The following is a 23138-nucleotide window of genomic DNA, read 5'->3' as shown; positions in this document are numbered from 1 at the left end:
GAACGGATGATGTTGACAAGCGAGCAATTTGAAAAATCGAGGAACTTTCTACTTAGTCAGGTAAGAGAGATTGATAAGGCGATGTTTCTGTATGAATTCGAAGGTGGGGATCCTGAAGGTGTCATTCAAGCACTTCGAAGTTATCAGAACGACGATAAAGGTTTCGGTCGTGCGCTGGAACCTGATCTACGAGCAGATGCCTCATCTGTACTTGCTACAACGCTTGCGCTTCAGTATGCATCCAAGCTCAATTCCAATGTTAGATTAGGATTGATTGAGGATTGCTTTGATTATCTCAAACAAACCTACATCGCGGAGAATCAAGGCTGGGAGATCATTCCAGAAGCTGCCAATGACGCGCCGCGTGCAATTTGGTGGAATTATGAGGGTTTTCAAGCGCACTGGGGAAACCCAAATGCGGAGATTCTTGGTTATTTCTATGCCTTTAGTGAGATTGCAGATCCTTCATTAACTGAAGTCTTACAAACGAGGGCATTTACGCATCTTTTGCAAACATCGAGCCTACTGGAAATGCACGAACTGTTTTGCTATACCAGACTATTTGTGCGCTTACCTAAGGAGCTGCAGCACGACATCAGACCTACAATGGAAAAGTTCATGGACAACTGCGTAATAAAACGAGCAGAAGATCGAAATGGCTACTGTGCGGTTCCACTTCAAATTGTGGATGGTCCTGAATCTCCTTTTTATGCCAAGTATCAGGATGTACTAGCTGGCGATTTGGACGCATTGATACTTGCGCAAGGTCAGGATGGAACCTGGAGTCCAAATTGGTCGTGGGGAAGATTTGAGGAAGCATGGGGGCAAGCTAAGCTGGAATGGCAGGGGTATTTGACCCTGCATAATTTGATGACGTTGAAGGCTTTTGGTCGAATCGCATCATAGGCAAGTAATTAGAAGAAAGGAAGTGCTATAGGATGATCGAACATGAAGCGATTCTCACTTACGAGCCCGGAGGTCAGCAGATTTGTATGACACGAGTGTTCAATGCACCACGTGAGCTTGTATTCAAAGCTTTTACGGATGCAAAGCTGTTCGCTGAGTGGCTTGGACCTCGGCAACTGACGATGCAGTTGGTGACATTCGAACCATGGAGCGGAGGCAGCTGGCGTTATATCCATAAGGATAGTCATGGGAATGAATTTGCCTTTCGCGGCGTGTATCACGAAGTCGCTGCACCTGAACGGATTATTCAAACGTTTGAATTTGAAGGACTTCCAGAGAAAGGTCATGTAATCTTGGAAACGGCAAGATTTGAAGCGCTAGACGGCGGTCAAACTAAGCTGGTGATGGAATCTGTGTTCCAATCTGTTGCTGATCGTGATGGCATGCTCCATTCCGGCATGGAGCAAGGGATGCAAGACTCTTATGAACGTTTAGCGGATCTTCTGGAGCGTATGAAATAGTTGAGAAATAGGAGGGCAGGAGCTTAGGTGACCTGCTCTTTTTGTTATCTTACATATAGTCATCTCTTTAGTTAATGTCATTAATTATTAATGAGGTGTACTATTGTTTTCAAAGGAGTTTGCTTCAGATAATAGCAGAATAAGACATCTATTTGCGATTTCGAATATGGTGATTCACCTATGAGTTTGCTAAGATATTGCCAAATAGGACAAACGAAAGGATGGAAGCTATGCCATTTCTATCACTAACGAGTTGGAGTTTACATCGGAATCTAGGGCCGCTGCGTTGGACACGCTGGGACGAACATACACGTACGCCATTCACAGACACACAAGAACAACCTGAGTTACTTTCTCTGATCCAGTTGCCAGCTGAATTAGCAGCGAAGGGTTTCTCGTCAATGGAGGTATGTCATTTTCATTTTCCTGAGACGGGTGAGGATTATCTACAAAATTTGAAGCAAGCGTGCACAGAAGCTGGCCTGCGATTCTATACGTTATTGCTTGAATATGGTGATATCTCTAGCCCAGATGAGTTCCGTAGACAATCAGACATCGCTTGGATGAAAGACTGGATTGATATCGCGGCAAGCTCAGGTGCCGAAAGGGTGCGCATCATCGCTGGGGAAGCAGAGCCATCAGACCGTGAAGCCTTGTTGCGATCCATCGAAGCACTGCGGGAGCTAGGACAGTATGGTGCTGAACATGGTGTACGCGTAGTTACAGAGAATTTCAAATCGTTGTCCTCCACCGCGGACAATTGTCTAGAGATTTTGACAGGATGCGGAGATCTTATCGGATTTACATCGGATTTCGGCAATTTCAAAGGCTCGGACAAATTTGATGCGCTTGCCTTGACGATTCCGCATAGTGAATCCATCCATGCCAAAGCACAAACGAATGCCGATGGCTTGCCAGATGAGATAGAATTTACAAGATGCTTAGACATTGCTAAGGAAGCTGGCTATAAAGGGCCCCTAACACTTGTTTATGATGGTCCTGGCGACATGTGGGAGGGGATCGAGCGCGTGAGGAAGCTAGCGGAGCCTTACTGTTCAGATCGAAGATGAGTGTGCTATGATACTAGTAAACATTCCCACTATCTGACTGCTAGAATAGGAGACTTTCACATGAGCCAAGTATGTAATTATTGCAGCAAGAATGAGGCATTAGCGAGCTTGATGATTGAAATTGGTCAATTGCGTGTTTCGACGTTGTATTTATTTAGAGAACAAACGTATAAGGGCCGTTGTATTGTCGCTTTGAATGAGCATCATACCGAATTCTACCACTTGTCGCAAGAAAACCAGGATGCGTACATGCGCGATGTAGCACAAGCTGCTTCTGCCATTGAGCGTGCTTTTTCTCCAGACAAAATTAATTACGGCGCCTTCGGCGATACCATGCCTCATGTTCATTTCCATATTGTGCCGAAATATAAGGATGGATACACGTGGGGGAAAATGTTCGAAATGAATCCTGCTGACAATAAGCAACTGACAGAAGAAGAATATGCGGAAATCATCGATCAATTGAAAACGCATTTGTAACATCTTTAGATTTAACAAATATAATCATTGACAGGAAGTATATGGGAGAATAAACTTACATCACATTCCATAATTTCATAGCCAAACGCAATGATTGGGACTAGTAAGGAACGCCTATTGTCCAGAGAGCTGTCGCTTAGGTGGAAGACAGTCAATAGAATCCCCAACTCACCCATGAGTGGTAAGGTCGAAGTGTCATGTAGATCTTAACGGTTAACCCCCGTCATCAGGTCTCGAGGATTTGTATGCACGAATAATGCAAATCAAGAAGAGTGGTACCGCGCTGGTTAGACCTGTCGCCTCTTTGTAGGCGATAGGTCTTTTTTGTTTTTTCACAAAAGGGAGGGAAAACCGATGAAGAATGTGATCGATTATTATGCGAAGTTTGATGAGTGGGGAAGATTGGATCGCGAGCCGATAGAGTTTACGGTAAATTGGCACTACATGAAGGCGTATCTCCCACAATCAGGGCATGTCCTGGATAATGGGGCTGGCCCCGGCAAATATGCCATGGAGCTCGCCAAGCTCGGCTATAACGTGACGCTTTCTGATCTAACACCTAATCTCGTCGAGCTCGCGAAGGGCAAAGCAAGTGAGTTGGGATTAGCGGATAAGTTTCAAGGATTTCATACATTGAACGCCACATCCTTAGGGGGAATTTCAGATGATAGCTTCGATGCTTCGTTGATGCTCGGACCTCTGTATCATTTGCAGGATGAAGGTGATCGAATAGCGGCCGCGAAAGAACTGTATCGTGTAACGAAGAACGATGGTATTGTATTTGTCGCTTTTCAAAGTCGGATGCGGATGTTGCTTACCTCTTTGCTCTTCCCGAATGCTTGGAAACCGAATGACAATATGGCCGCTATTTCACATTTTAAAGAAGACGGCATTTTTAATCATACGGATGCAGGCCGATTTACAGGCGCTTACTATTTCAATGTAGAAGACATCAAGCCTTTTATGGAAAGTCAGGGGTTTGAGACGTTAGAGCTGATCGGTTCATCCAACCTTGCTGCACTCATATCACAGGAACAGAAACAATATTGGTCTGACCGAGGAGAAAGCGGCGAGTTCATTGATGTACTCATAAAATTAGCTCGCGACCCCTCTATTCTAGGGATTTCCTCGCATTTGTTATATATTGGAAGAAAAATAGGGGTGTAATGGGATGGCGATAAAAGCTGTATTATTCGACTTTGATGGGACACTAGCGGATACATTACCTTTATCTTTTTATGCGTTTAAACATGTATTTAAAAAGTACGATGATCGGGATGTATCAACAGATGAATTAATCGCTATGTTTGGGCCAACAGAGGATGACATTATCGCTGGAAATCTTAGAAATAAAGAGACTGTGCAAGCAGCTATTGCTGACTATTACCACATGTACGAGAACCATCATGCTGAAGAAGTTCCTATGTCAAACGAGATGTACCAACTACTCACCTATTTGAAAACGATAGAAGTGAAAATGGGTATTATCACCGGCAAAAGTAGAAAAGCGTATCAGATCTCTTCCGAGAGTCTGAAATTATCGAATTTCTTTGATATTGTGATAACAGGTGATGATGTAGAACAGCCTAAGCCGCATCCCGAAGGGATCATCACAGCGCTGGATTTTCTCGGTGTTACCCGAGATGAAGCCGTCTTTGTAGGCGACAGTAATGCGGATATTAAGGCTGGTAAAGCAGCGGGCTTACGGACTTATGGTGTTCAATGGCTGTCTACGTACCAAAGCAGTCATTTCGAAATGGAGCCTGATGGTCTATTTACAAGCGTAGATCAGTTTCACAAGTTGATTAAAAATGAACACAATGTAAGCCATAAATGGTTAGACTGGGCGAAGCAAATCCAAGCAATTGCTCAAATTGGTTTAACATATTCGAAGGATGTCTTCGATCTGGAACGCTTCCAAGCTTTGCGAGAAATCAGTAAGGACATTCTTGATACCTACACCATGGTGGGGATGGATACAATTAACCTTAGTTTTGCTAATGAAACGGGTTACGCAACGCCGAAGGTTGATATTCGAGGTGTGGTTTTTGAAGATAACAAAATTTTACTCGTGAAGGAAAAAGCAGATGGTGCGTGGTCACTGCCTGGGGGGTGGGCTGATATTGGCTACTCGCCTTCGGAAGTTGCTGTGAAAGAGATTCAAGAGGAAGCCGGATTTGAAGTAGTCCCTGTGAAATTACTCGCTGTTCTGGATAAAAAGTTTCATGACCATCCGCCAGAGCCTTATCATATTTATAAGATGTTTATTCTGTGTCGAATAACTGGCGGGAAGGCTCTGGGCGGTGTGGAAACGAGCGAAGTGCAATTCTTTGGTGAACATGAGTTACCGGAATTATCAGCTGAACGAAATACAGTTGCTCAGGTCAAAAGCATGTTTGACTATGTAAGATTTCCAGATAAAGAAGTTCAATTAGATTAAAAGGATGAGAACTGTACGAGTATCCAGGCTGCCGAGTTAGGACTTGACGGCTTTTTTATGCCTTTTTTTGCAGGAAAACGTTGGAATTTGTCGAAAATATATAATTTATAGCAAGTAAACCATGTAATACGGAGGTACGATGAGAAATTTGTGGAAGATGAATGTCAAGTTGACAATGGCCATTACAGCCTTATCCATCGTGATTGGCAATCCTAGCTCGCTAGCCGCGGCAAACGACCCCAGCAGCGCAATCGCAGCACTAAACTACCTGAACGAAGTAAGGTCCCACATGGGAATTCAAGCGATGAGTCTAGATCCTGCACTTACCACAGCGGCCGATAAACATGCGAGTTATCTGTCCATGAACCAGGAGAATGGACATACAGAAACACCAAGTAAACAAGGATACTCAGGTCAACTTCCTTGGGATCGGGCAGCAGCAGCAGGTTTTGATACGGATAAGTTCGGTGTATTTGAGGATGTGTCGTTCGATACGGATTCGCCGGAGATTGGTGTGCAGTCCCTATTGGATGCTCCGCTTCATAGATCAAGCTTAATTCTCCCTGACATGTCCTTATTGGGTGTAGGTTATAACAAGCATGCGATTGTCCTAAATTCTGCAAAGAGATGGTTCACCCATACAGGAACAGGTGTGTATCCCTATGATGGTCAGAAGGGGGTGCCGATTGGCTTCTATGGCCTTGAGATCCCGAATCCGTTGGAAACATTTGATTTGGAGAAGTCGGGTTATTTTATCACCTATGCGGGGGTAGACCAAGATAAGTCGGATGTGACCGCCTCGCTAGTGAATAGGGAAGGACAAGCCATCGAGATTTTCAAATTAAAGCAAGAACTTGGCGATACGAACGCATGGCATATCATCCCCAAATATGAGCTTGCCTATGGGGAAACTTATACGGTATCCGTTGAGAATAAAACATGGTCTTTCACAACAGTAGACAACCCAGATCTGCCTAAATCGGAACCTAAAGGTAATCCCGTGAAAACAGACCGCCCGAAACAATATCATCCTAATGACGTTGGTATTCGCATCAATGGTACCTATATCGAAGTTACGCCTAAAGCTAAAATAATAGATGGAAGTACCTTTATCCCGCTTCGCGGGGTGTTTGAGGCCATGGGAGCTAAAGTACTATGGGAGGGAACACGCAGCGAAATCACGCTCATCAAAGACGCCAAAACGATTGTACTCACCATTGGAAAGCAACAAGCGCTAGTAAACGGAATAAGGCAGACACTTTCGATGGCTCCGTTCATATCGAGTGAAGGTTCCACGTATGTCCCTTTACGTTTCGTGACAGAGGCACTTGGGGCACAGATTGATTGGGAAAATGATAAATGGACCGCGGTTATCCAATCCATTAAATAAGTCATTCAAGTCGAGCGAAAGTTGCTCGGCTTTTTTTTCATTTTGTATGATGAAACATTTACTTAGACCATGCGTCTAATATGTTATGTTTGTTAAAATATGGGATTTTCAGAGGAGGTGAATCAACGATGAAGAAATTTATTCTAGGCGTGAGTTGTGGTCTTCTTCTTGCAGGCACGTCTGTTGCCTTCGCATCAGATACTATTCAAGCGTTATTGTTTCCAGCTAGTTTTGAGATCAATGGCAGTCAAGTAGCTATGAACAAGGAGTATCAGGTTCTGAATGTGGACGGACATGTGTATGTCCCGGTGCGCTTTGTCGCTGAACATTTAGGAGCTGCGATTGATTATGATTCGGAATCCGAAAAAATTCTGATTAAAAACAAAGCATTGGACATCGTAGATCCTGATTACGCGAAAGTTTCGGTTGGTAATTTAATTGCAACGAAATCAGGAAATAAGACCAAGGTGACAGGTCAATTGACGATTAGCGGTGTTGGCAACAGTCAGAATATGATCGGAGCGGGCTTGTCCTTCTACAACGAGAATAATGAGAAAATAGGAGAAGCTGCCATCTCGGGAAATCAATTTGGGGTTGATACCCAAACGTTTGTCACGGAAGGGGATGGTGATTTCAGACATTACGATGCCGTTTACCTTTATATTGGGGCAGTTAACAATCGAATAATTAGCGAGGTCCCACATACGATGTATGCCAATCCGAAATATCATTTCTCCTTGAATATCCCGACTAGTTGGGAAGGGAAGTATGAAGTTGAGGAGCGGTTAGATGAAGCATCTGAACGGGTGAACTTCCTTTTTATACATAAGGCGAATAGTGCCTTTGGTGGTGTCGTGTTTAGCATTTCCGTATGGACAAAGGAAGATTGGCTTGCGAATGGGCCCACCGCGAAGGGCGTAGGACAGCTTTACAAGATAAGAGAGGACGAGAAGCATGTGTTCCTTTTAATCCCTCCAGGCGATGTGGAATATAATCCTCATGATGATACGCTTAAAGCGGAATTTAAGGCTATGACCGACCAGATTAGTAAAATAAGAACGAGCTTCAAATTGGAATAATTAAAATAAGTTACATAATATAAGTTATGTAAACAAATAGGCTGCGAGAGTGAGGTTAGCCATCATCATTAGAAAATTAAAGTCAACTAGCTTCATTTTTATGATATCTCTGCTAGCACTATGGATAGCTAGTTGTACAGGGGTTGAATCCAAGCCAAGCGTCAGAGCGAGCGAAATCACACTTACACCGGTCGACCTGTTCAAAGGGGAAGGTGCTAAGTTTCGTCCATTCTTGGGGGCTTGGTCAGGTGCATTTAAATTGAGCTATAAGGGAATGAACCCGCACGCTACATTAGATATTGATCTATGGCAAAATGGGCAGAAAGTGAAGACGATCGGTAGTATTGGCGATATGTTCTATAGCTCTGAGGCAAGAAATCGTGATGCGTTGGAAGTTATCATTTCGATGGATAAAGTAACTATCGATGCTCAAGCGGCTATGAGCACGATTAAAGTCGGTACGCGCCGCGATTCTGGCACCAATACGTACGTGTTTACTGTTCCTTGGGATGGTAAACTGACAGGAACGGGACTGATTCTCGAGAGTAGGGATCCGCGAACATTGCGAACCAATGAGCCTGCTCATGTGTGGGGGATGCACGCGACAAGCACGAACGAAATCCGTACATTGGACTTCACACCAGAAGCGCTAAGTAGAATCGAATGGGCGATCATATTCACTTTGCGATTCGATGAGAGTGAAAAAAAGCTGAATTAGGGTTTTCCTAATGCAGCTTTTTTCTTTATCGTAATGACTTCAAAGCGCCACTCCAAGCAATGACTTGGTCAAACATCGTGTTTGCAGCAGCATCTTGACGCGGATTTGGTTTGAGCACGGTGAAGTTTTCAAAATCGGTGAAGAGGGATAATGTCACTTGTGCACGTACACTAGCTATATGCAATTCACTTAAAATAAGCCTGAGGTTTTCAGCAGCACGCGCTCCACCCGTACCTCCACCATAGCTGACGATGCCAGCGGCTTTATCCTTCCATTCATTGAATAGGAAGTCAATTGCGTTCTTAAGAGCAGCAGGCACAGCGTGGTTATACTCCGGAGTTAAGAAGATATAACCATCATAGGCACGAATAGCGTTCGACCAAGCTATCGTATGTTCTTTCGTGTATTTCATCATCATCGGTGGATGAGGTTCATCATAAAGCGGCAAATTAAAATCTGCCAGATCGACGATCTCAAACAGGGCATCCGTTCGTTTACTTGCAACTTCGTGTATCCACTGAGCAACGACTTCACCTCTGCGTCCTGGGCGAGTACTGCCTAGTATAATTCCGATTTTTAACATGGTTATGACCTCCAATAGGTGTAGTCTATGTGAGTAGCATAACGCTTGTATGGTGAGCTGTTCAAATGAAAATACGAGTATAACCAATATTTCCGCTACTGTATATTAATTATAATCGCATAAAGTTTACATAATATAAGTTAAGTTAACTCACTTGTGATAAAAGTGACATTTCCACGTCATTACAAACATTTTTATTTGAAATTTGTATGAACATGAAAGCGGATGTAGATGATTTATAAGACAAGCTCCTATATAATTTAGAAGAAGAGCGTGTAACTAGACAAGAGAAGGGTGGTTGGTTTTCTTATGCATACGTCTATCTATTTGGTGATATTTTCAGTTATTTTATTATTTGGCTTATTATCGACGTTTATCATCGGCTTTTCTCGTAAAAACCGTGAAGGGGATCAGTCCTATTTTCAAAAAACAGGTACGAAGTGGGTAAGGCTTACTTCTTTATATGTGATATCAATTGCTGCAGGCTTATTAGCCTTACTAGCATTTATTCGTTACACAATTGAATAGCAGACATAGAAAAAAATCTCCATAAGTGGAGATTTTTTTATTTTGCCGCGGTATTGGTGCTTCAAGCTGGTAAGGAAGGAAAGGTGTTAATTTTGATAAAGTGAATCTGCAATGAACCGAAAAATGCTTTCCCCTGATTGTAATGCAGCTCACATTTATACCCATACTCACATGCAATGGCTTGTAATGATTTGAAGCCTGGTAGAGCTCTGACCATCGACGTGATCTGCTTTGTAATATGGTTTGGTATTTTCATTACTAGCGTGGAAGCACTTATGCCATCAACAACGGAAATAAAGCTTGGGAATTCGGATTTCTTGAGAAGCGAAAGGTTGATATGATCTTCAGCAATCTGTAAGATTTCTTTGTTCAATCGATTCAAATTTAGGGTCAAATTTTTATAAAAATAGATGCCAAATCCGATTTTATTGGTCAAAGGATTTAACCGTTTCTTCCATTTCAATAGGTTGGCTTCCCAATAAGACTCCAGTTGTTCCATCTTCGTATGCCACTTCAATCGTGATGTTAGAAATTTTTTCATGCGTATACTCCTTAACCATATTAATTACTTCTTAAATAGGGACATTGCAAAAGGGAAAATCGTTCAATTATGGCAAATTTACGATTGAAGAATCTCGACAAAGCCTTCGGCAGCAAGCGACAATTTCATATCTCTGCGAACCGCCAACCCAATACTTCGCGGTGGAAGGGGTTCATCTATGGTGAGTTCGAACAGTATGCCTGATCGTAGCTCCTCAAGAACAAATGACTTGCTTATGAAGGCAACACCATACCCTAATCTTGCAAACTCTGATAGGAGATCAATATTTCCTAATTCGATATCGGGATTCACATCGAACCCCTTAGCAGCAAACCACTTTTCGATGAACACTCGGGTACTGCTGCCAGGAGATAGAAAGATTAATGGAAGCCCAGCTAGCTCTTTCGTAGTGAGTTTACGTTCCGCAAGCTCTTGGAAAGCATCCCCAACCACAAAACAATCCTCTAATACGGCTAACGTGTGAATAGATAGTTCCGGATCTTCGATCGGCATGTGCACGATGGCGCAGTCGATTTCCCCTTCCTTAAGGCGTTTCGTAATCTCGTTCGTTTTTCCATGTGAAAGCCGAATTCGAATTCCAGGATATTGCTGATGAAACGAATTTAACTGAGGAAGTAAGAGGTGCTTAATCAGTGAATCACTGGCCCCAATACGAAGTTCACCTTGATGTAATTGCTTAAGATTCTGAAGATGTTTCTGCCCTGATTGCAGCAACGCAAAGGATTGCTCTACATAATCAAAAAGCGTGCGTCCTTCTTCTGTGAGCTCTACCCCTTTGGATAACCGATGAAACAATTTGAGACCTACCGTTTCTTCAATCTGCTTAATAGCATAACTCACGGAAGGTTGGGTAATATGAAGTTCTTGCGCAGCTTTCGTTAAATTTCGGCACTTCGCCGTATGTAAGAAGATACGATACCATTCCAAATTCATCATGTGATATAGAACACCTCTATGACAAAATAGTAAAATTCCAATTTCATTTATTTCATTTCACTCATTATAATTGGTTTAACGAAATAATTCAAAAGAGGTGGCTAACATGGTGTTACATCAACCGGATTTAGAAGCTCGTTCTCCGTGGTCTACGAACAAGGCGAAAGAAGTACAGATAAGTCCTCCAACATCCAAGGTAGAAGGAACAATTCGAGTACCTGGCAGTAAAAGTTTAACGAACCGAGCGTTGATCATCGCAGCCTTGGCTGAAGGTAAATCCAGATTAGATGGCCTATTGAAAAGCGATGACTCGTACTGGTGCATAGACGCATTAACTAAACTAGGTGTGTCTGTAGTTGTTGATGGCGAAACTGCTTATGTAGAGGGATGTGGAGGGAAATGGCCGCAACCATCTGGGGAACTATATATGGGTGCTGCAGGCACGATTGCTCGATTCTTACCTGCTGCTTTGGCAATAGGGAATGGCAATTGGGAGATCAAAGGAAGCAGACGATTGAGCGAGCGGCCTCTGGCGCCGTTGCTAACTGCACTTTCTAGCCTTGGAGCAGTATTTGACTATCAGGAGGGGCAACATCGATTGCCTTACAAACTCCAGGCGTCCGGATTAGCTGGTGGCCATGTAAGCCTTCCAGGCTCAACGTCCAGCCAATTTATTAGTGGACTTTTGTTAGCTGCACCTTACACGGAAACGCCGCTTACGATCGAGATTGAGGGAGAAATCGTGCAACGGGATTATGTGCAAATGACCGTGGATATCATGCGTTCGTTCGGTGCCGCACCACAGTTCACCGAGGATGGCCAATCTATCATCGTTCCATCGGGGACCTATCAAGCGCAGACACTCCAACTGGAGCCAGATGTTTCTACCTGTAGTTATTTCTGGGCGTTAGCAGCGCTAACAGCGGGCAGCGTGAGAATTGATGGCATTGATGCGAGACGCACGAGTCAACCAGATATTGAGATTTTAGATGTTTTGGAGCAAATGGGTTGTACTGTCACACGCGGCGATGACTTTGTAGAAGTACAGGGTACAACTCATCTTAAAGGTGGATTTACGCTCAGTATGAAGAAATGGTCCGATCAAACTTTGACGATTGCGGCTTTGGCTCCTTTTACGGATGGACCCATTACACTAACGGATGCTGCGCATATTCGCCATCATGAATGCGATCGGATTGCTGCGATATGCACAGAGCTTCGCAAGCTCGGGGTGCATGTAGATGAGCATGAGGATGGATTAACCGTATATCCAGGGAAACCGCAATCAGCCCTAGTCGATTCGCATGATGATCATCGCATGGCCATGGCGTTATCTTTAATCGGCTTAAGAGTTGAAAACATTCGAATCAACGACCCAGGCTGCGTATCCAAAACGTGTCCAGACTATTTTGAACAATTGTCCGCACTAGGCGTAGAAATTACTTACTAACACAGGGGGAACAAGGCATATGGCAGGGAATACGTTTGGTGAAATTTTTAAAATTACAACTTTTGGGGAATCCCATGGTGCCGCTGTAGGCGTCATCGTAGATGGTGTTACTCCTGGCGTCGAGATCGATGAGGCGTATATTCAAAAGCAAATGGACAGGAGAAAACCAGGTCAATCCTCTGTGACTTCACCACGCAAAGAATACGATAAGATTCACATCTTATCTGGGGTTTTCGAAGGGAAAACAACGGGGACACCGCTTTTTGTAAGCCTATATAATCAAGATATGAAACCAGAAGCCTACAACGACATTCAGCATTCTTTTCGGCCTGGTCATGCGGATTTCACCTATCTTCAGAAATACGGAATCCGCGACCATCGGGGAAGTGGGCGAGCTTCAGGACGGGAAACCGCGGGTAGAGTAGCTGGCGGAGCCGTAGCTCGTAAACTTTTAGAGCAAAGAGGCGTACAGGTGTTAGCCTATACCCAAGAAGTCGGTGGAATCCCTTGTGAAACTTTTGATGAACATGCCATTGAGCTGAATGCGGTAAGGGCGTGCGATCCAATTGCTGGCGCCAAAATGATTGAAAAGATTGAGCAATTAGCCGCGATTGGCGATAGTTGTGGCGGCATCGTGGAATGTCGGATTCGTGGCGTTCAGCCAGGACTTGGGGAGCCTGTATTTGATAAATTAGATGCCGAATTGGCCAAAGCGATGCTCTCTATCGGTGCTGTTAAAGGTATCGAATTCGGCGCAGGCTTTGCTGCAGCTTCCATGCTAGGCAGTGAACATAATGATGAGATGGATAAATCCGGATTTCTCAGCAATCATTCTGGCGGCATTCTGGGCGGAATCAGTACGGGACAAGAAATTATTTTCCGCATAAGTGTCAAACCGACTTCTTCTATATCAGTTACCCAGAGAACGCTGAATGTAAAGGGAGAGGAGCAAGACATTCGGACAGAAGGCAGGCATGATCCTTGTATTTGCCCGAGAATTGTACCTGTAGTTGAGGCGATGGCTTGCTTAGTACTAGAAGATCTGTATAAGCGACAAGCTGCGATGTTAGGATAGATGAGGCTGCCGATCATTCGGCAGTCTTTTCTTCATCAAAAATTAGATATTGCCCGGATAAATCGGTTATTATGAAACTTAGAACACATGTAATCATAATTATTCTGCTGAGCAAAGGAAGGAAGAAAATCATGTCGACTACTGATAAAATTAAACTAACCTCCTATTCAACCAAGGGTGGCTGTGGCTGCAAAATTGGTCCTGCAGATCTCTCAGAAGTTATTAAAAAATTACCTCCAGCTCTACCAAATCCTAATCTGCTTGTTGGTATCGACACAAGTGATGATGCGGGGGTCTATCAATTAAGTGAAGATCTTGCGCTCGTACAAACGGTAGATTTTTTCACGCCGATTGTTGATGATCCATACTCGTTCGGACAAGTAGCCGCTGCGAATGCGATAAGTGACATTTATGCCATGGGTGGGAGACCATTAACGGCATTAAATATCGTTGCTTTTCCGATACGTACACTGGATAAAGAAGTGTTGGCTGATATATTACGAGGTGCTGGCGATAAAATGAAGGAAGCTGGCATCACGCTTGTTGGCGGGCATTCGATTGAAGATAACGAACCTAAATTCGGTCTAGCTGTAACAGGATTAGTCCATCCACAGAAGATACGTACCAATGCAGGAGCGCGTCTAGGGGATAAATTGATTTTAACGAAACCGATTGGTGTGGGCATATTGACAACTTCGATTAAGAAAGATCGGTTAGATGAAGAAGAGGTTGCTCGTGTCACACAGGTTATGGCTACGTTGAACAAAACAGCAGCAGAGACTATGGAGCCATTCGACGTACACGCCTGCACAGATGTGACGGGATTCGGTTTGATCGGGCACTCACTTGAGATGGCCAAAGGCAGCCAAATCGGCATACGTATTACTGCTAATGATGTACCTCTATTGCCACGAGTTAGGGAATTGGCTGAAGAAGGGTTTGTTCCTGGCGGCACGAAAAATAATTTCGCTCATGTTCAGAAAGACGTTACATTCCCTGATACGTTGGATCAAATCGGCCAATGGATATTGTGTGATGCTGTCACATCGGGAGGGCTGCTGATCGCTGTGGCTGGTGATCAAGCAGAGGACTTACTGAGTAAATTGAAGCTTGCTGGTGTGGAAGCGAGCCTAATCGGAGAAACAACGGATGATCATCCTGGTCGTATCGTTGTTATCTAAATAAAGACATCTTTTAAGGAGCGAGATTATTGTTTCAAGACATCAGCATAGATGAGCTTTTGGCGCTCAATGATAAGAAGAAATTGGTTATGATTGATGTACGTTCGCCTTCTGAGTTTCAGGATGCCACGATTCCTGGTAGTATCAATATTCCATTTTTTGATGATAACGAACGTGCAGAAATAGGTACCATATATAAGCAAGTTAGTGTACAAGCAGCTAAAGATCGGGGATTAGAGATCATATCTGCTAAGCTCCCGGCATTTGTCAAAACAATCGAAGCCATCAAAGAGCCCAAAGCTGTATTCTGTTGGCGCGGCGGCATGCGGAGTCATACGTCAGCTACAGTACTTTCATTAATGGGCATACGCACATATCGGTTGACAGGGGGATTTCGTTCCTATCGTAGATGGGTTGTAGATACGCTTGAGAAGATGGAGTTCAAACCACGTGTATATGTGATTTCTGGGAATACCGGAGCAGGTAAATCAGCCATTCTGAGGCGTCTACAGTCGGAAGGGTATCCCGTTCTGGACCTAGAAGCCTATGCGGGGCATCGTGGATCTATATTTGGACATGTGGGACTCCAAGCGAACAATCAGAAGACTTTTGAAGCTCATTTTGTAACAGATTTCATGAAACTAAAGGATTCTCCATATCTTCTCATAGAAGGTGAAAGTAAACGTATTGGCAAGGCGGTCATGCCAGATATCCTTTTTAATAAAAAGGAAACCGGTACACACTTGTACATTCAAATGCCGATACATGAACGTGTTCGACATATTATCGAGGATTACCGTCCTTGGGAAAATAAAGAACCGTTACTGGAAGCGTATCAACATATTAAAGACCGAATCCACACTCCGATCGCAAAGGAAATTGAAATAGCTTTGCAGAGCGATTATTTTGATAAAGCTGTTGATCTGCTCTTAACTCACTATTATGATCCGCGATATGAACACGCAATGAACAAACATGAGCGAGACATACAAGACATACATCCCTTGAATGTCCATAATCTAGATGAAGCTGTACATGCTGTTAAAGCCTATATTCAGCTTGATCTACATAATTGAATAGGCGTACATGGGGAGTGCACGAAATGATGACAAGTGAGCACCGTGAACAAAATAAAGATGCAAAATCGCGTATTTATCTCGACTATAATGCAAGTACTCCGATCGATCCAGCTGTAATTGAGGAAATGCTTCCGTATGTATACGGACACTTCGGTAATCCATCGTCTTCTCATTGGGCATCCGAGAAACTTGAAGAAGCCATTCATCTTGCTAGACATCGTATTGCCGTTAGTATCGGATGTCATCCCAATGAAGTTGTATTTACGAGTGGTGGCAGCGAGTCGAATAATCATGCCATTAAAGGCGTTTATTTTGCCAATAAGCATCGTGGCAATCATATTATTACGACGAAAATTGAGCATCCATCTGTGCTACAGCCGTGTGCTTTTCTCGAATCTTTAGGAGCGAGAGTGACCTATTTAGATGTGGATGCGTATGGGATAGTAGATTTGGAACAACTTCAGGCAGCGATAACCGATGAGACGATTCTGGTTTCTATCATGCATGCCAATAATGAAACGGGAACTGTTCAATCCATTCAGGAAATCGCTGAAATCACAAGACGCCACGGGGTTCTTCTCCATACGGATGCTGCACAATCAATAGGCAAAATAGATGTGAACTGGCATGACATGGGAGTTGATTTAATGACTCTTGCTGGGCATAAGCTGTATGCTCCCAAGGGGGTAGGAGCTTTAATCATAAAAGAAGGAACCGCTGTCACGCCTCACAATCACGGTGCGAGTCACGAGTCGGGCCGAAGGGCAGGTACGGAGAACGTGCCATACATTGTAGGTCTAGGAAAAGCGATTGAGCTTGCCTACAGCAGGGATAATATCGCGGATACGTTGGCCTTAACGAACTTGATGTGGGAACGATTATCGGAGGCATTTCAGTCTCGAATCAGAAGGAATGGACACCCCGATCAACGATTGCCCAATACGTTAAACGTCAGTTTTTTAGATAGGATTGGGCAAGAAATTTTGGCTCAGATTCCCGAGATTGCGGCTACGACAGGGTCGGCTTGCCATACAGGAAGCAGTGCGATGTCACCGGTCTTGAAAGCCATGGAATTGACGCCGGAGGTTGCGGCGGGTACAGTACGATTCTCCGTAGGGCGTTATACAACGATGGAGGAGATAGAGCGTGCTTGTGCTTTGATCGTAGAACGTGCACGATAAAACGTGAAATACACAGAAAAAAGCAGACCGATTCGTTATGAATAGGGTCTGCTTTTTATGTTCTGAAACAATTAGTTAATGACCTTAATTATTTACTTTTGTTTGAAACTTTCAACAGCTTTCGTTGCATTCTTCACAATGTCAGTCGCTTCTGTCAGCGTGATACCATCTTGTGGATTAAAAGCACCGTCCGCATTTAATTCAACAATATCTAAAGCAAGTGCTGTTTGGATAGCACCAACATGTAAGATATCCATCTTATCATTATCTTTTATTTCGACAGGTGATATTTTAATTAACGGCAGTTTCTCGCTGGTTTGAAGCGTATGAATGAGCATGTATGTGAACGACTCGCGCGTTACTTTGGCATCAGGGTCAATTTTAATCTGAATATCTGTGCCAAGCTCACCTAGAGCACCTTTGATCAATTCAACACTTTGTGTTGCAGTAATAGGGTCTGCGGATACAATTGGAGTTGGATGAGCCTTCAAATAAGCTAGTGCATTGAAAATTTCCTCTGCCGCATCTGCGCGTGTAATCTCATTTTTAGGATTAAATTTACCTTCAGCATTCAGTTTGATAATCCCGTATTTAAGGGCACGTTGGATAGACCCCGAATATTCTACATTCAGTTGGTCTGTATCTTTGATATCTTCCAGAACCGGGTTAATAAGAGGAAGACCTTTGCTAATTTCAATTGCACGTACAAGCTGATGTGTGAATTCTTCACGTGTAATTTTCTTATTTGGATCTAGATCTTTAGGAAGTTCCACACCGTTGGCTGCAGCAACAATGAACGCATTTGCGTACCAAGCATCGTTAGAAGCATTGGCAAAATAGTCAGTTGCCTTTGGCTCTTTCACGAAACGGATAAGGTCTAGATTAAGACCAAGAGCATTCACATACAGCTGAACGGCTTGAGCAGTTGAAAGCTTTTCTAGAGGAGCAAATAGGTCAGTAGTGATACCTGAGACGATACCAGCTTGTTGTAGCGAGATAATTTTATCTTTTGTCGCAACGTTATCCAAGTCAGTAAAGGTAGCGGATGCCGCAAAGCTTTGACCAATTAAAGTAAGTGAGAGCAATGCAGTTGCTGCTGTTAGTGTAAGTGTTTTGATCGTTTTTTTCATTTCTGGTTCACCTCATAGTGGGATTTGTTTGTATTTCTGGGCTTTCAGAATCATAAACGGATAGGGTAATGAAAAGGTTGCACCTACTTTTAAAGAAGTAACTTTTAATTTGTTGGAAGCGCAAGTAAGGAAGCTTTTTGTTTGAAACATAAAATCAAGAGGTGGATATTTTGTTGAAATATTATTTTATAATTTCGACAAATAGTAACAACCTTTTGTTTTTATCTGTTTTATAATATCCTAGTCGACTTATTGAACAGGATTGGAGATACGTAAATGGAGCAATTCCTCTTAGAAAAAATCGAAACATTGCGACTTCAAATGGTTCAAGAAGCATTAGTACATAGTAGTCTTACTAATGAAAATGTGATTGCAATTAGCCACGAGTTAGATAGATACATCTCTTTATATCAGAAGCTGAAAGTGGATTCCGTACGTGTCATCGAGCAATATGAGAAGAAAGCAGCTGCCTACTAGAAAATATAATATTGCATGCAATTGAAAATAGTATTACTGTAATCGTATGTGCGACTGGCGAAAACGTGGAGTACCACAAGGAAGCACATATGTCATACGCCGTTCGCCTGGGCAAAGTATTTGATCTTGGATCAGGTACTTTTTTTATTTCTATTAATAAAAAAGGCAGGTGTTACGAAATGAAAATAGCTTATATTCTGTTTGATAAGATGACAGCCTTAGATTTTGTTGGGTTTTACGAAGCGGTATCTTGGTTAAGAATTCTAAAAGTCAAAGAAGGATTAACATGGGATCTCTGTGCAAACAAAGAAGAGATTACGGACGATCGAGGCATGACAATAAAAATAAAGCACGTTAGCCCAGACTTATCCGGGTACGATTTAATTTTTATTCCTGGAGGAATGTCCACTAGAGACTTAAGATATGATACGGAATTTGTTGCATGGATTCGAAGCGCGAGCGATGTACAGTACAAAGTATCTGTCTGTACAGGGGCATTGCTTTTAGGAGCTGCAGGATTCTTACATGGAAAAAAGGCGACAACGAACCCATCTGCATACGAATTGTTGACACCTTATTGTTCAGAGGTAGTTAAAGCCCGTATTGTACGGGATGGGGATATTTTTACGGGCGGCGGTGTTTCAGCTTCTATTGATTTAGGTTTGTACCTCATTGAATCATTATCGAATGCGGATGTGGCGAAAAAGGTCCAAATCATGATGGACTATCCTTACTATAGGCCGGGCGAATTATCCACGATTGTTATGCCATACGAATAACGTACCAATCATTGTATTCGCATAATAAACGCGAGCAGATATGCCCGCGTTTGTAGGAAGTGGTGTCAGATACCGTCGACGATACGTTTCGATCGTATGGTTACTTGCTTGAACAACTCATCTTCGTCGATCGTCAGCAGTTGGCGATCTTTCATCAACACCTTGCCGTTTACGATGGTTGTGTCTACATCCGATCCGTTAGCGCAATAGGCGAGCAGCGAATGAATATTATGGATCGGCTGTAGATGGGGTTTTCTCAAATCGATCAGAATCATATCCGCTTTTTTTCCGATTTCCAGAGTGCCAACTTCATGCCCGATATTCAACAGTTGTGCACTTCCAACCGTTGCCATGCGAAGAACATCAAACGCGGGAAGTTTCGTGGGGTCACCGTAATCCAGTTTTTGCAACCAAGTTGCCGCTCTTATTTCCGCAAACATATCTAACGTTGCGGCGCTGCCAGCTCCGTCTGTTCCAATTCCTACAGTAATTCCTTGTTCAATCATCTCCATAATGGGGGCAATACCGCATCCAAGTTTGAGGTTGCTTACCGGATTATGCGACACGCCACCTCGCATACCTTTTAAATACCCTATGTCGCGGCGATTAACATGAACGCTGTGAGCCAAGAGCACATGAGCTTTTTCAAACATACCGAGGTGATATAAATATTCGGTCGGCGTTTGATTATACTTTTCACGAATCTTACTTACTTCTTCTTTCGTTTCCGCGAGATGCGTGTGTATGGCAATGTTCTCCTGCTCAGCAAGGGCGATTATCTCTGTAAAGGGCTGGGGAGGAACCGTGTAAGGAGAGTGGGGACCTATCATTGTGGTGATGAGGCCCTCGGCTTTACCGCTCCAGCGATGGATGAGATCAAGCGCCTCTGACATTCGGCGACCTCCGTCATTTTCAAGGAAGACCAACCCGCGAGTTAAAGAAGCCCGCATGCCGACTTCTTCGATCGCAGCTGCGATTTCATTCATGTGGATATACATGTCGGCAAAAGCCGTCGTACCCGATTTGATCATTTCGGCCATCGCGAGTTTTGCGCCCCAGTAAATGTCCTCAGGCGTCATTCGGGCTTCAGCAGGCAGCATTTTTTTGTTTAACCAGTCCATAAGCTTGAGATCGTCAGAAAATCCTCTCAATAAGCTCATTGGCGTATGTTGGTGAGCGTTAATAAGCCCAGGTAACGCTGCCTTTCCTTCGGCGAAAATCACTTCATCGACTTCAGTAGTAATGACAGTTTGAATGTCCGATATAAGATCTCCGTCAATGAGTATGTCCCCTACAAATGGTTCATTGCTTGTCATAGTTAGGATAGTCGCGCCTTTAATTAATTTTTTCATCATGACAGCCTCCTTTGTCTTGTTTTATACTAAACCCTGACGTAAAGTGAAGGTCAAGATGATATGTGATTGGTGATCATATACATGTCATGTAAATTAAAGGTGGTTCCTGATGAAAATAAAAGAGGTTTCAGACAGATTGAAAATATCACAAAGGGCCATTCGTTTTTACGAAGAAAAAGGCCTCATCGCGCCTTCCAAGCAAAATGACAACCACTACCGCGTGTTTGACGAAGAAGACATCTGGCGCTTACAGACGATCATTGCCTTACGGGAATCTGGGATGGTGGTTAGCGATATCCAGAAGGTACTGTCGGATATTGAAGTACAGGGATACAACCAATTGCAATATTTTTTGGAGCTCCAAAGGTCGGTGATGTTTGCCAAGTGGATCGAAATGAAACAGATTATTGAAACGACAGACGAAATGATTGAGAGCCTCAAGAATAATCAAGTACTTCAGCTGGATGACATCTATACGCTCGCGGAAGGTTCAAGAAGGTTGAGAGAACAGCGGACATGGGAGGACAAATGGGGGTTTGACCACTTGGCGAGCGAACACGATCAGTTGGTGCAAGAAAACCAACGGAAATATAAAGATTACGAGGAAGCGCTGCGCCTCATCGTGAAGTGGGTGTCACCTGTTCGTGGGGAACGGGGACTTGATATCGGAACGGGAACTGGGAATCTAGCCGGTCGTCTAATTGTTGAAGGCGTAGTAATGGCGGGAGTCGACCAATCTATTGAGATGTTAAAGAAGTGTCAACGTAAATTTCCAGAGATGGAAACCAAGCTTGGCAATTTCCTAGCGCTGCCCTACCTGGACGGAAAATTTGATTTTGTCGTTTCGAGTTTTGCCTTTCATCACCTTACGGATGATCAAAAGCGGCTGGCTATTAAAGAAATGCGTAGAGTATTGAAACCACATGGTCGAATCTGTATCGCTGACTTAATGACGGACAGTATAGAAGGCGCAGTAGGTGAGAAGGGCGAGGATTATATTCCGCTTTCAGAACTCGTTGATGTATTTGAATCGAATGGCTACATCACCAAGCATTTTAAAATGAATGAATTGCTGCATATCATCCTAGCTGTACCAATTCGATAAGCTGTTAACCTTTACCTAACGTTAATGTTTGATATGTTTGAAAAAGGAGTGATCAATCATCGTACAGGGAGCGAAAGATATTGTTATTGGTATGGATGGTGGCGGCACTCATACGAGAGTAATGGCCGTAGATCTTGCAGGAAACGTCCTGTCCTACATTGAGAAGGGAGCTTCTTCCATACATAAGGATTTGCATGCAAGAGAAAATGTACAACAAGCAATCGAAGAAGCACTTGCCCAGGCGGGAAGAAATGTGCAACATGTGCAAGCGTTGACGGCGGGAATTGCTGGTTTTGATTCGAAAGCTGATCTTGACTGGGTATTGCCATTGACCGCACTTGAAGGGTTGAATTGCCTGAAACAACACGTCAATGATGCGGTAGTAGCTCATCGCGGAGCACTTCTTACAGAACCGGGCATTATTGTGATAGCTGGAACAGGATCAATTATTTATGCGATAAATGAGGAAGGAGAGCAGATCAGGAATTATGATCTACATCACTATGCAGCTAGTGCTGCTCGATTTCTAGCTTATGACGCCACTTTCGAAATTCTTTCGGGTAACATCGACGATAGTGATCATGATTTGGTTATTGAGATCTTACAATCTTGGGGTTTGACCACTGTCACAGAGTTATCTCAACTTGCAAAGCAGGGATTTATTATAGATCAACGAGAACGTAATAAAAAGTTTGGTCAAATGGCCCCTTTAATTACCAAGGCGGCGCTTCAAAATAGTAAATTGGCCGCAGTAGTTTGCGACCGTGCAATTCATCAAATAGTTGCTGGGGTTGAAATGCTCGCAGCTTACTTCTCCGATTCAGAAGTAAGTGTTTCATTCGTAGGTAGTGTTGTTAATAGTGATTATTTCCAACGAAGGCTCGCTTCCCAATTGAGTCAGGGTAACAACAAGACATATAAGCTTATTCAACCTTCATTCTCACCAGTAGCTGGCGCAGTGTTACTCGCGTTAAAGCAACTGAACATACCGATAGATCAGGAGATTTTAAATAATCTCAGTCAACATCCTCGTTCACAAAGCTATTAAATGACATTTTTGAACGGTGGGAGAACGCCCGGATTTTATTATCACTGACATACGTACAAACATTC

General features: G+C 43.3%; 24 protein-coding genes, 1 riboswitch and 1 other annotated feature. Of the genes, 19 read left to right on the top strand and 5 right to left on the bottom strand.

Annotation, left to right across the window (positions count from 1 at the left end; genetic code table 11):
- The first annotated feature begins 6 nt into the window (after window positions 1–6).
- The 9 genes from J2736_RS19065 to J2736_RS19025 all read left to right on the top strand — a co-directional run bounded on the left by J2736_RS19065 (window position 7) and on the right by J2736_RS19025 (window position 8604).
- Window positions 7–906: a hypothetical protein gene (locus tag J2736_RS19065; protein WP_310500185.1), complete on the top strand. Its 900-nt coding sequence runs from the start codon at window positions 7–9 to the stop codon at window positions 904–906.
- A 32-nt stretch (window positions 907–938) separates the two neighbouring features.
- Complete coding sequence (locus J2736_RS19060) at window positions 939–1427, top strand: SRPBCC family protein (RefSeq protein ID WP_310500184.1); 489 nt, start codon at window positions 939–941, stop codon at window positions 1425–1427.
- A gap of 230 nt (window positions 1428–1657) precedes the next feature.
- Window positions 1658–2497: a sugar phosphate isomerase/epimerase family protein gene (locus J2736_RS19055; RefSeq protein ID WP_310500183.1), complete on the top strand. Its 840-nt coding sequence runs from the start codon at window positions 1658–1660 to the stop codon at window positions 2495–2497.
- 60 nt (window positions 2498–2557) lie between these two features.
- On the top strand, window positions 2558–2977 hold the full coding sequence (locus J2736_RS19050) for an HIT family protein (RefSeq protein WP_310500182.1): 420 nt from the start codon (window positions 2558–2560) through the stop codon (window positions 2975–2977).
- A gap of 81 nt (window positions 2978–3058) precedes the next feature.
- Window positions 3059–3284: a binding site (T-box leader), on the top strand.
- Between the two features lie 47 nt (window positions 3285–3331).
- Window positions 3332–4144, top strand: coding sequence for a class I SAM-dependent methyltransferase (locus J2736_RS19045; protein ID WP_310500181.1), 813 nt, complete (start codon window positions 3332–3334; stop codon window positions 4142–4144).
- 4 nt (window positions 4145–4148) lie between these two features.
- The gene (locus J2736_RS19040) at window positions 4149–5417 is read left to right on the top strand and encodes an NUDIX hydrolase N-terminal domain-containing protein (protein WP_310500180.1); all 1269 of its coding nucleotides are present in this window, start codon (window positions 4149–4151) and stop codon (window positions 5415–5417) included.
- Between the two features lie 139 nt (window positions 5418–5556).
- Window positions 5557–6807, top strand: coding sequence for a stalk domain-containing protein (locus J2736_RS19035; protein ID WP_310500179.1), 1251 nt, complete (start codon window positions 5557–5559; stop codon window positions 6805–6807).
- 128 nt (window positions 6808–6935) lie between these two features.
- A complete protein-coding gene (locus J2736_RS19030) occupies window positions 6936–7886 on the top strand; it encodes a stalk domain-containing protein (RefSeq protein WP_310500178.1) in 951 nt (316 codons plus the stop codon).
- 100 nt (window positions 7887–7986) lie between these two features.
- Window positions 7987–8604, top strand: a complete 618-nt coding sequence (locus tag J2736_RS19025) for a hypothetical protein (RefSeq protein WP_310500177.1) — start codon at window positions 7987–7989, stop codon at window positions 8602–8604.
- Window positions 8605–8629: 25 nt separating this feature from the next.
- Here J2736_RS19025 and J2736_RS19020 read toward each other — a convergent pair whose 3' ends face one another.
- Window positions 8630–9187, bottom strand: coding sequence for an NADPH-dependent FMN reductase (locus J2736_RS19020; RefSeq protein ID WP_310500176.1), 558 nt, complete (start codon window positions 9185–9187; stop codon window positions 8630–8632).
- Between the two features lie 309 nt (window positions 9188–9496).
- Between J2736_RS19020 and J2736_RS19015 the strand changes: the two genes are divergently transcribed.
- Window positions 9497–9715, top strand: a complete 219-nt coding sequence (locus tag J2736_RS19015) for a hypothetical protein (RefSeq protein WP_310500175.1) — start codon at window positions 9497–9499, stop codon at window positions 9713–9715.
- Between the two features lie 61 nt (window positions 9716–9776).
- Here the strand turns inward: J2736_RS19015 and J2736_RS19010 are convergent, their stop codons facing one another.
- Window positions 9777–10256, bottom strand: a complete 480-nt coding sequence (locus J2736_RS19010; RefSeq protein ID WP_310500174.1) for a hypothetical protein — start codon at window positions 10254–10256, stop codon at window positions 9777–9779.
- Between the two features lie 78 nt (window positions 10257–10334).
- Entirely contained in the window at window positions 10335–11213 is an 879-nt protein-coding gene (locus J2736_RS19005) for a LysR family transcriptional regulator (RefSeq protein WP_310500173.1), read from the bottom strand.
- 106 nt (window positions 11214–11319) lie between these two features.
- Between J2736_RS19005 and aroA the strand changes: the two genes are divergently transcribed.
- From aroA to J2736_RS18980, 5 genes are all read left to right on the top strand, one after another.
- Window positions 11320–12663 carry a 3-phosphoshikimate 1-carboxyvinyltransferase gene (gene aroA / locus J2736_RS19000; RefSeq protein WP_310500172.1) on the top strand — a complete coding sequence of 448 codons (1344 nt, stop codon included), beginning with the start codon at window positions 11320–11322 and terminating at the stop codon, window positions 12661–12663.
- Between the two features lie 19 nt (window positions 12664–12682).
- The gene (gene aroC, locus J2736_RS18995) at window positions 12683–13738 is read left to right on the top strand and encodes a chorismate synthase (RefSeq protein WP_310500171.1); all 1056 of its coding nucleotides are present in this window, start codon (window positions 12683–12685) and stop codon (window positions 13736–13738) included.
- 131 nt (window positions 13739–13869) lie between these two features.
- Window positions 13870–14919 (top strand): selenide, water dikinase SelD, encoded by a 1050-nt coding sequence (gene selD, locus J2736_RS18990; RefSeq protein WP_310500170.1) that lies wholly within the window; start codon window positions 13870–13872, stop codon window positions 14917–14919.
- Window positions 14920–14948: 29 nt separating this feature from the next.
- Window positions 14949–15995, top strand: coding sequence for a tRNA 2-selenouridine(34) synthase MnmH (gene mnmH / locus J2736_RS18985; RefSeq protein WP_310500169.1), 1047 nt, complete (start codon window positions 14949–14951; stop codon window positions 15993–15995).
- 26 nt (window positions 15996–16021) lie between these two features.
- Window positions 16022–17179 (top strand): cysteine desulfurase family protein, encoded by a 1158-nt coding sequence (locus J2736_RS18980; RefSeq protein WP_310500168.1) that lies wholly within the window; start codon window positions 16022–16024, stop codon window positions 17177–17179.
- A 92-nt stretch (window positions 17180–17271) separates the two neighbouring features.
- Here the strand turns inward: J2736_RS18980 and J2736_RS18975 are convergent, their stop codons facing one another.
- Window positions 17272–18309, bottom strand: coding sequence for an S-layer homology domain-containing protein (locus tag J2736_RS18975; RefSeq protein ID WP_310500167.1), 1038 nt, complete (start codon window positions 18307–18309; stop codon window positions 17272–17274).
- A 276-nt stretch (window positions 18310–18585) separates the two neighbouring features.
- Between J2736_RS18975 and J2736_RS18970 the strand changes: the two genes are divergently transcribed.
- The gene (locus tag J2736_RS18970; RefSeq protein WP_310500166.1) at window positions 18586–18786 is read left to right on the top strand and encodes an aspartyl-phosphate phosphatase Spo0E family protein; all 201 of its coding nucleotides are present in this window, start codon (window positions 18586–18588) and stop codon (window positions 18784–18786) included.
- A 40-nt stretch (window positions 18787–18826) separates the two neighbouring features.
- Window positions 18827–18906: riboswitch (ZMP/ZTP riboswitch) on the top strand.
- Window positions 18907–18965: 59 nt separating this feature from the next.
- A complete protein-coding gene (locus J2736_RS18965; RefSeq protein ID WP_310500369.1) occupies window positions 18966–19565 on the top strand; it encodes a DJ-1/PfpI family protein in 600 nt (199 codons plus the stop codon).
- 65 nt (window positions 19566–19630) lie between these two features.
- Here J2736_RS18965 and J2736_RS18960 read toward each other — a convergent pair whose 3' ends face one another.
- Window positions 19631–20920, bottom strand: a complete 1290-nt coding sequence (locus tag J2736_RS18960; RefSeq protein WP_310500165.1) for an amidohydrolase — start codon at window positions 20918–20920, stop codon at window positions 19631–19633.
- Window positions 20921–21029: 109 nt separating this feature from the next.
- On the opposite strand from J2736_RS18960, the gene J2736_RS18955 reads away from it, so the two are divergent.
- A complete protein-coding gene (locus tag J2736_RS18955; protein ID WP_310500164.1) occupies window positions 21030–22025 on the top strand; it encodes a MerR family transcriptional regulator in 996 nt (331 codons plus the stop codon).
- 91 nt (window positions 22026–22116) lie between these two features.
- Window positions 22117–23073 carry an N-acetylglucosamine kinase gene (locus J2736_RS18950; protein WP_310500163.1) on the top strand — a complete coding sequence of 319 codons (957 nt, stop codon included), beginning with the start codon at window positions 22117–22119 and terminating at the stop codon, window positions 23071–23073.
- Window positions 23074–23138 lie beyond the last annotated feature (65 nt).

This window comes from Paenibacillus qinlingensis (assembly GCF_031455095.1).
Taxonomy (GTDB): domain Bacteria; phylum Bacillota; class Bacilli; order Paenibacillales; family NBRC-103111; genus Paenibacillus_E; species Paenibacillus_E qinlingensis_A.
This window is presented reverse-complemented; position numbering and strand designations above follow the sequence as displayed.

Coding starts and splice junctions, on each gene's coding strand:
- J2736_RS19065 (WP_310500185.1), top strand. CDS start 7: ATGATGTTGACAAGCGAGCAATTTGAAAAATCGAGGAACTTTCTACTT.
- J2736_RS19060 (WP_310500184.1), top strand. CDS start 939: ATGATCGAACATGAAGCGATTCTCACTTACGAGCCCGGAGGTCAGCAG.
- J2736_RS19055 (WP_310500183.1), top strand. CDS start 1,658: ATGCCATTTCTATCACTAACGAGTTGGAGTTTACATCGGAATCTAGGG.
- J2736_RS19050 (WP_310500182.1), top strand. CDS start 2,558: ATGAGCCAAGTATGTAATTATTGCAGCAAGAATGAGGCATTAGCGAGC.
- J2736_RS19045 (WP_310500181.1), top strand. CDS start 3,332: ATGAAGAATGTGATCGATTATTATGCGAAGTTTGATGAGTGGGGAAGA.
- J2736_RS19040 (WP_310500180.1), top strand. CDS start 4,149: ATGGCGATAAAAGCTGTATTATTCGACTTTGATGGGACACTAGCGGAT.
- J2736_RS19035 (WP_310500179.1), top strand. CDS start 5,557: ATGAGAAATTTGTGGAAGATGAATGTCAAGTTGACAATGGCCATTACA.
- J2736_RS19030 (WP_310500178.1), top strand. CDS start 6,936: ATGAAGAAATTTATTCTAGGCGTGAGTTGTGGTCTTCTTCTTGCAGGC.
- J2736_RS19025 (WP_310500177.1), top strand. CDS start 7,987: ATGATATCTCTGCTAGCACTATGGATAGCTAGTTGTACAGGGGTTGAA.
- J2736_RS19020 (WP_310500176.1), bottom strand. CDS start 9,187: ATGTTAAAAATCGGAATTATACTAGGCAGTACTCGCCCAGGACGCAGA.
- J2736_RS19015 (WP_310500175.1), top strand. CDS start 9,497: ATGCATACGTCTATCTATTTGGTGATATTTTCAGTTATTTTATTATTT.
- J2736_RS19010 (WP_310500174.1), bottom strand. CDS start 10,256: ATGAAAAAATTTCTAACATCACGATTGAAGTGGCATACGAAGATGGAA.
- J2736_RS19005 (WP_310500173.1), bottom strand. CDS start 11,213: ATGATGAATTTGGAATGGTATCGTATCTTCTTACATACGGCGAAGTGC.
- aroA (WP_310500172.1), top strand. CDS start 11,320: ATGGTGTTACATCAACCGGATTTAGAAGCTCGTTCTCCGTGGTCTACG.
- aroC (WP_310500171.1), top strand. CDS start 12,683: ATGGCAGGGAATACGTTTGGTGAAATTTTTAAAATTACAACTTTTGGG.
- selD (WP_310500170.1), top strand. CDS start 13,870: ATGTCGACTACTGATAAAATTAAACTAACCTCCTATTCAACCAAGGGT.
- J2736_RS18980 (WP_310500168.1), top strand. CDS start 16,022: ATGATGACAAGTGAGCACCGTGAACAAAATAAAGATGCAAAATCGCGT.
- J2736_RS18975 (WP_310500167.1), bottom strand. CDS start 18,309: ATGAAAAAAACGATCAAAACACTTACACTAACAGCAGCAACTGCATTG.
- J2736_RS18970 (WP_310500166.1), top strand. CDS start 18,586: ATGGAGCAATTCCTCTTAGAAAAAATCGAAACATTGCGACTTCAAATG.
- J2736_RS18965 (WP_310500369.1), top strand. CDS start 18,966: ATGAAAATAGCTTATATTCTGTTTGATAAGATGACAGCCTTAGATTTT.
- J2736_RS18960 (WP_310500165.1), bottom strand. CDS start 20,920: ATGATGAAAAAATTAATTAAAGGCGCGACTATCCTAACTATGACAAGC.
- J2736_RS18955 (WP_310500164.1), top strand. CDS start 21,030: ATGAAAATAAAAGAGGTTTCAGACAGATTGAAAATATCACAAAGGGCC.
- J2736_RS18950 (WP_310500163.1), top strand. CDS start 22,117: ATGGATGGTGGCGGCACTCATACGAGAGTAATGGCCGTAGATCTTGCA.